The sequence below is a fragment of the Faecalicoccus sp. genome, assembly GCF_036552745.1.
In the GTDB taxonomy this organism is placed as follows: domain Bacteria; phylum Bacillota_I; class Bacilli_A; order Erysipelotrichales; family Erysipelotrichaceae; genus Faecalicoccus.
The window spans coordinates 1-6,983 of the sequence record NZ_JAXKBY010000191.1 but is presented as its reverse complement, the minus strand read 5'-3'; the positions used below and the strand labels follow the sequence as shown (position 1 = coordinate 6,983).

8 protein-coding genes are annotated in these 6,983 nt (G+C 39.3%); 7 read left to right on the top strand and 1 reads right to left on the bottom strand.

From position 1 onward, the window contains the following. Nucleotides 1-339 precede the first annotated feature (339 nt). From U0M88_RS09065 to U0M88_RS09035, 7 genes are read left to right on the top strand one after another with little or no spacing between them, the layout of a single operon-like run. A complete protein-coding gene (locus U0M88_RS09065) occupies nucleotides 340-1,635 on the top strand; it encodes an RnfABCDGE type electron transport complex subunit C (RefSeq protein WP_168964484.1) in 1,296 nt (431 codons plus the stop codon). Between the two features lie 13 nt (nucleotides 1,636-1,648). Then, nucleotides 1,649-2,803 carry an RnfABCDGE type electron transport complex subunit D gene (locus tag U0M88_RS09060; protein ID WP_331869598.1) on the top strand — a complete coding sequence of 385 codons (1,155 nt, stop codon included), beginning with the start codon at nucleotides 1,649-1,651 and terminating at the stop codon, nucleotides 2,801-2,803. Continuing rightward, a complete protein-coding gene (locus U0M88_RS09055) occupies nucleotides 2,800-3,312 on the top strand; it encodes an FMN-binding protein (protein ID WP_117446886.1) in 513 nt (170 codons plus the stop codon). Before U0M88_RS09060 ends, U0M88_RS09055 begins: the two co-directional genes overlap by 4 nt. Before the next feature lie 10 nt (nucleotides 3,313-3,322). Further along, complete coding sequence (gene rsxE / locus U0M88_RS09050; protein WP_117446885.1) at nucleotides 3,323-3,973, top strand: electron transport complex subunit RsxE; 651 nt, start codon at nucleotides 3,323-3,325, stop codon at nucleotides 3,971-3,973. A 3-nt stretch (nucleotides 3,974-3,976) separates the two neighbouring features. Further along, nucleotides 3,977-4,552: an electron transport complex protein RnfA gene (locus tag U0M88_RS09045; RefSeq protein ID WP_117446884.1), complete on the top strand. Its 576-nt coding sequence runs from the start codon at nucleotides 3,977-3,979 to the stop codon at nucleotides 4,550-4,552. After that, the gene (locus U0M88_RS09040) at nucleotides 4,552-4,740 is read left to right on the top strand and encodes a hypothetical protein (protein ID WP_022788996.1); all 189 of its coding nucleotides are present in this window, start codon (nucleotides 4,552-4,554) and stop codon (nucleotides 4,738-4,740) included. The genes U0M88_RS09045 and U0M88_RS09040 overlap by 1 nt, the downstream gene beginning before the upstream one ends. Nucleotides 4,741-4,743: 3 nt before the next feature. Continuing rightward, nucleotides 4,744-5,061: a (Fe-S)-binding protein gene (locus tag U0M88_RS09035; protein WP_206198179.1), complete on the top strand. Its 318-nt coding sequence runs from the start codon at nucleotides 4,744-4,746 to the stop codon at nucleotides 5,059-5,061. A 19-nt stretch (nucleotides 5,062-5,080) separates the two neighbouring features. Here the strand turns inward: U0M88_RS09035 and U0M88_RS09030 are convergent, their stop codons facing one another. Beyond that, nucleotides 5,081-6,715 (bottom strand): Rqc2 family fibronectin-binding protein, encoded by a 1,635-nt coding sequence (locus U0M88_RS09030; protein WP_294687100.1) that lies wholly within the window; start codon nucleotides 6,713-6,715, stop codon nucleotides 5,081-5,083. Between the last annotated feature and the right edge of the window lie 268 nt (nucleotides 6,716-6,983).

Below are 6,983 nucleotides of genomic sequence, written 5' to 3'. Positions count from 1 at the left end.
CATTTTATTAGAGTTTCTATTATTTCTTATAATATTTGTGGTCTTTTACTACTTCAAACATACTTTCTTTGTTCAAGGTCAGCTAGAAAACTCTCTTTTTATACAAAACTTTGTATTTCTACCTTTGATGATCGGATGTATTAGCTTTGTACTTTACGATGTGTTTAAAAAAACTTTTACATCCTAAGTTAAATTGATACAGTGATGAAATTGGTTTGTCACTGTATTTTTTAATTCTTGAGTTACATTAAGATGACATATGCATTAGGAAAAGACCTTGAAGTTGTTTCATAAAAAGAATATGATAAGAAAGAATGAATTATTAGGAGGGATTTTTATATGTCACTGTTTCTGGGAGAAATGCATCATCATATTCCTGGACGTAAAGGTTTGACAGAGAAAAAAGACGTCATTTCTTTGATGCCTGAAAAAGAAGTCTATATCCCTTTGGCCGCTGGTGCCAATACAGACTTTGAAATCTTTGTCAGTGAAGGCGATAAGGTACAGATCGGTACGAAACTGGCGCAAACAAAGTCTGGTTTTTTTGTGCCTTTGTATTCCAGTGTCTCCGGTACTTATATCGGTATAAAAAAACGAATGAGTGCTATGTTGAAGCCTATGGACCATATGGTTATAGAATTGGATGGATCACAAACAAAAACACAGGCGCTTTTGCCTTTGGATTATCATACGGCAACAAGGGAAGAATGTGTAGAACAAATCAAACAGGCCGGTATTGTTGGTTTAGGGGGAGCTGGTTTTCCTACCTATGTAAAGTATCAGAAGCCGGATGGAATTGATTGTATCATCATCAATGCGGTTGAATGTGAGCCTTATATTACTGCCGATTATAAGATCATCATGAAGGATGTTTCTCATTTTGTGATGGGATGTGAAATCTTTAAGAAGATGGCTGATGTATCAAAAGTGTATATTGCGATCAAGAAAACACACCCGGATCTAATTCAAGTCGTGCAGGATGCACTGAATGATAAACAGGGAATGGAAGTCTATCCGGTACCGGATGTGTATCCTATGGGATGGGAACGTGTTTTAGTACGTGAGATCCTGCATACAGAATATGATCGTCTTCCTTCCGAAGCTCATACGATCATCAGTAATGCGACAACTGCTATTGCGGCAGCCTATGCGTTTGAAAAAGGAGAGCCGATTACTAAAAAGATCGTAACGGTTTCCGGTGAAGGGGTTAAAAATCCTACTAACGTGGAATGTCCGGTTGGTACACCGGTACAGGAAGTCATCAAAGCCTGTGGCGGTTATACGACAGACAGCGTTCGTTTGATTGCCGGTGGTCCGATGATGGGAAGAACGATCGTCAATGATCAGTTTGTCATCGATCGTGCGACCAATGCGATTACGGTTTTACCGAATGTAGCAGATGATGCGATTGCCTGCTTACGATGTGGTCGATGCAGCGATCATTGTCCGGCCGGCTTACAACCGGTACGTATTGCCATGGCTGTGAATGCCGGTGATGCCAAAGAAATGGAAAAAAGAGGGGCTTTACAATGTATTGAGTGTGGACTTTGTACCTATGTTTGCCCGAGTCATATCGATGTAACAGAAAATGTTCGTAAGGCAAAACGAACAGTTATGTTGAAAAAGAAGAAGTAAGAGGGGTCAAGCTATGAAATTTAATTTTCACGTATCACCAAGTTTAAAAGGAAGCCTGACCACACAAAAGATCATGTTAGAGCTGACAGTAGGTCTGATGATTCTTTTCCTTTTATCTTGTTTCTATAATGGTACAACGTATGGCGCAAGCTATGTATTACATGAAGTTTTGTTGTTGGTAAGCTCTTTAGTCACAATGTTTATTTGTGAATCAATCTTTGCCAAGATTTATAAAGAGAATCCGATCACTTATATGAAAAAGTCATTTGGTTGGGTGACAAGTATTATCCTGACATTGATGGTGCCGATTACCATGACCGTTTATGCTTTAATCATTGCCACAATTTTTGCGATCGTATTTGGAAAGTTGTTGTTTGGCGGTTTTGGACAAAATATCTTTAACCCGGCCGGAGTCGGAAGAGCCGTTATTTTTGCCGCCTTTACCAGTGCTGCTGCCGCAGGCATTACAACCGGGGCTACTCCTACAGCCTATCTAGCCAATACGTTTAATTGGCTGCCGGCCTCTGCGGAAGCATTGGATTCCTTTTTATCACAATATGGTGGTTTTGCCAATTTAGCTTTAGGCTTTTACGATGGGGCATTAGGAGAAACCTTTACCCTTGCGATCGTATTGATCGGAATCTGGTTTTGTGTACGTAAGATCATCGATTGGCGTGTTCCGGTCGTATATTTAGGAACGATCTTTATTTTGACAGCTGTGGTTGCCGTATTAAGCGGTATTGATTCCTATCACGGTATTCCGGCTTTTATCTGGTATCCGCTTTTACATATGGTTACCGGTGGTATCGTCTTTGGTGCGGTGTTCATGTTAACCGATCCGGTCACAAGCCCTACCAGTGCGCAGGGTCGTGTGATCTTTGCCCTGGGAGCAGCAGTAATCACAGTTTTGTTGCGATTAAAGGCCAATCTTCCGGAAGGTTGTTTATATTCTATTCTTTTGATGAATATGTTTACGCCAATGATTGAAAGCAGCTTAGATGGTGTTCAGCTGGTCGTTAAGAAAAAAGCTTATATCATGGCAGGCTGTTTAGCCATCTTAGGACTTGCCGTATCTTTCTATGCCGCTACTTCGGTAGAACCGGTTACAACAGCTGCCACGGGAAAAACAGCAATGGTGGAAACGGTTAGAATGGAGGAAACGTTATGAAAAAGATTCTTCATTTAACATTGTTTTTAGCTATCGTGTCTGTCATTGCCGGTGGTGCCTTAGCTTATTTTAATGAGCTGACAGAACCTGTCATTGCCGAAAATGAGGCAAAACAGGAAAGAGAAACTTTATTGGAAATGTATCCGGATGCCAATGTTGAAGATTTTAAAAATGTTGATCTTTCTTCCATTGAATCAAAAACGATCAATAAGATTTATTCTTATCAAGATTTCTACATCTTCAATATGAGCGTTTCCGGTTATAGTCAGGGAACAACGTTCTTAGTTTCTATCGATAAAAATAATTTAAACATCGATAAATTTATCGCAATTTCCAATGGGGATACCAGTGGCTTGGGAACACAGGTCTTGGATGAACCGTTTAGAAAATCCATGGAAGGTAATCCGGCCGATGGACAACTCGATACGATTTCAGGGGCTACGATTTCTTCGAGTGCCGTTGTCAATGGGATCCATGAAGCGGCTAGTGTAGTAGAAAGCTTAGAATAGGAGGAAGAACATGGATCAGTTAAAGAATTTCAAAAATGGTTTGATCAAAGACAATCCGGTTTTCTCTTTGTTTCTGGGTATCTGTTCAACACTGGCTATTACAACAACCATCAATAATGCGATCGGTATGGGTGTTTCCGTTATCATCGTATTGACGATGTCGAATGTGATCATTTCCATGATTCGAAAAATCACACCGGATGAGATTCGTATTCCGGTTTACATCGTGATTATTGCGACGTTAGTAACGATCATACAAATGTTGATTCAGGCATTTGCACCGGCATTAAATGAAAGTCTGGGTGTATTTATACCTCTGATCGTTGTCAACTGTATCATTTTAGGTCGTGCCGAAAGTTTTGCGAGCAAGAATGGTATCGTAGCCAGTGCAATCGATGGAATTGGTATGGGACTTGGATATACATTAGCGGTACTTTCCATGTCCATTATTCGTGAGGTGCTCTCTACCGGCGGTATTTTGATCACCAATCCGTTTAATACGGCGCAGGTGCTATTGAATGTCACGCTGTTCCCGGAAGATTTTACCATTTCTTTATTTGGTTCTCCGGTAGGTGCCTTTATTACGTTTGCTTGTCTGGCTTCGGCTTTAGGTGCTTATAAAGTACATCTGGAAGCCAAAGAAAAGGCAAAGGAGAAATAGAATATGAGTGAATTAGTAACTTTACTGGTAACCAGTGTATTGATCAATAACGTCATTTTAAACCAGTTCTTAGGTATGTGTCCTTTTATGGGCGTATCGAAGAAAAAGTCCAGTGCGTTAGGAATGGGTGTTGCCGTTGTCTTTGTTATTGTGGTAGCGGCTCTGGTTACTTACGCTTTATATTATTTGGTTTTGGTTCCGATCAGTTTGGAATTTATGGAACTGATCACCTTTATCCTGGTCATCGCATCGTTGGTACAGTTAACGGAGATGTTCATCAAAAAGTACAGTCCCAGCTTGTATAAATCGTTAGGTGTCTATCTGCCATTGATCACGACCAACTGTGTTGTATTAAATGTATGTTTAGTCAACATTACCAATACTTATGATTTTTCACATATGCTGGTATATTCTGTTGGTACACCGCTTGGTTTTGCGCTTGTATTGTATATCTTTTCAACCATTCGTGAACGCTTAGAGCTAAGCAATGTACCGGCTGCCTTTAAAGGAAATGGAATTGCCCTGATTTGTGCAGCCATCATGTCTATGGCATTTTCCGGACTTGCAGGTATCGTATAATGAAATACCTTTTAGCAGCATTGTTTTTTGGAGCGCTGGTACTGGTGTATATCGTTTTGTATCTATTAAACAAAAAGACACCATTACCGGAAGGATGTGAAGATCTGAAAGCCGATTGTGAAGGCTGTCATGATTTTTCCTGCTCACACAATCCTGCTCATCATATAAAGAAAGCAGAAGGAGAATAGGATATGTTGGATACGATTTTGATTGCAGTCGTCATGATGCTTGTATTGGGAGGCCTTTTAGGACTAGGGTTAGGCTTTGCTGACCGGTTTCTCAAAGTGGAAGTGGATGAACGTGTAGAAAAAGTGACAGGAATGCTTCCTGGTTATAACTGTGGAGGATGTGGTTATCCGGGTTGTTCCGGTATGGCTGAAGCCATGGTCACAAAAGAGGTTAACACGTTCTTGTGTAAGCCTTGTAAACCGGATAAAAAACAGGAAATCATCGATTACTTAAAAAATACACCGGGTCCGGATGGATCAACGGTAGAAATCAAAGGATAAAAAAATCTGGTCAAATTGATCAGATTTTTTTGTATTCCTGTATCCATTGTTCCACCGGTGCCTCCTGGGGATCAATATAAATGGTTTTATAGGTTTTCATGGTCACAAAACCGGTTTTGGCTCCGGGAACTTTTTTTAAATTCGAAATTGTGGTGTAATTGACCGGTACACTGCTGGAATCTTTACTTTTGGAATAATAGGCGGCCAGGTTGGCACACATACGAATTTGTTCTTCATCTACATGTTCACTTTTCAATAAAACATGAGATCCATGATAATCTTTAACATGAAACCATAAGTCGTTTTTACGTGCAATTTGATGTGTAATGTAATGATTCTGCAGATTATTTTTACCGACAAAGATTGTAAAATCGTCTTTTTGAAGACATAGTAAATTCGGCTTGTTTTTGCGTTTGGTATTCTTTTGATTCTTTTTTACAAACAAGATGCGATTTTTGACAAGTTCCTCGCGAATTTCCAGCGCATCAGGAATAGAACAATGAGCTAACTGTTCTTCTAACTGTGTAAAATAAGCAATATCTTCCTTACATGCATCGATCTGTTCTTTTAATATGGCTAGTGATCGTTTTAATTTGTGATATTTCTGATAATACTTATTGGCGTTTTGTTTGAGATCATAGCGCATATCAATAGGGATCTGTACCCATTCATCTCGTTCAAAAGAAGGAACTTCAATGATCGGCTCTTTTGGTACTTCATCCATATAGGCAAATAAAAGATCACCGTATTCCTGATATTTTTGATAGTCCTGTGAAAGTTCTAACGTGCTTTGCAGCTTGGGAAGCTTTTTGATGGTTTTATTCTTTTCTTTTTCCACACATCGAAAGACATCCCCACATTGTTCCTTGATACGAGCTTTTTGTTCTTCTTCCTGGTAAAGATGATGAAAGCCTTCCATAAATGGAAAGATTTTTGGCTTTTGTTCTATGTGCTGCATCTCTAAGGCATGAAAATCCTTTTCATATACATAAAGAGATGAGGAATTTAGTAACTCCTGCAAGATCGTTTCATACGTTTGTCCTTTGTTTAATCGATAGAGGAATTCCTTTGACAACAAGGGAGAAAAACCATAGATTTGTTTGACAAGGCTGGTATCTGTATCAATATGTGTTACATGCAGCGGATCTTGTTTATGACCGGGATCCGGTAATGTATAGCGAGCACCTGGATGGATCAAGCGCTTGGAGTTTTCGTAAACCGGTATGCGCTTTAAGGCATCAATGATGATTCCTTGTTGATCAACAAAAACCAGGTTGGAGTATTTGCCCATCAATTCAATGTATAATTTATATTTTTTGATATCGCCCAATTCATCGCGGGCTACGATCGACATTTCTAAAATGCGATCAAAACCAATCTGTTTAATATCTTCAATGATTGCCTGATTGCAGTTTTTGCGGAGCACCATCACAAAGTTGCTGGGAGCCATCTGTGAAGGATAGGTATAATCGTTTAAGTAAATACGATTGGTATTGGAATGTACATTGATGACAAGCTTTTCGGTCTTGGTATGTGTACGAAGGACAAATAAAAGCTCTTCATCGCTTATATTTTGGATTTTATTTAACTTACAGGGACAAAGTGCCTGTAAGTGTTTGTTGATTACATGCAACAATAAACCATCTAATGCCATAGTTGCCTCCTTTTAGCTGTACCATTATAACATATTCTTAAGTTTCTTTTGACACTGTGTGCATTCGGTGTAAAATGTTAGTAATAAAAAAAGGAGAAACGGGTTTTCGACAGTTATCCCCTCATACTAGAACTACAAAACATTCATATCGGGGGTCTAACAGTTGAGTAGTTTTTGAACTACTTTGGACTATTAGTCCCTTTTTATATGTGTATGAACCCCTAAATAATAAAAATCCCCAGTTCATCTCTTGATGTGCTGGTTTTTT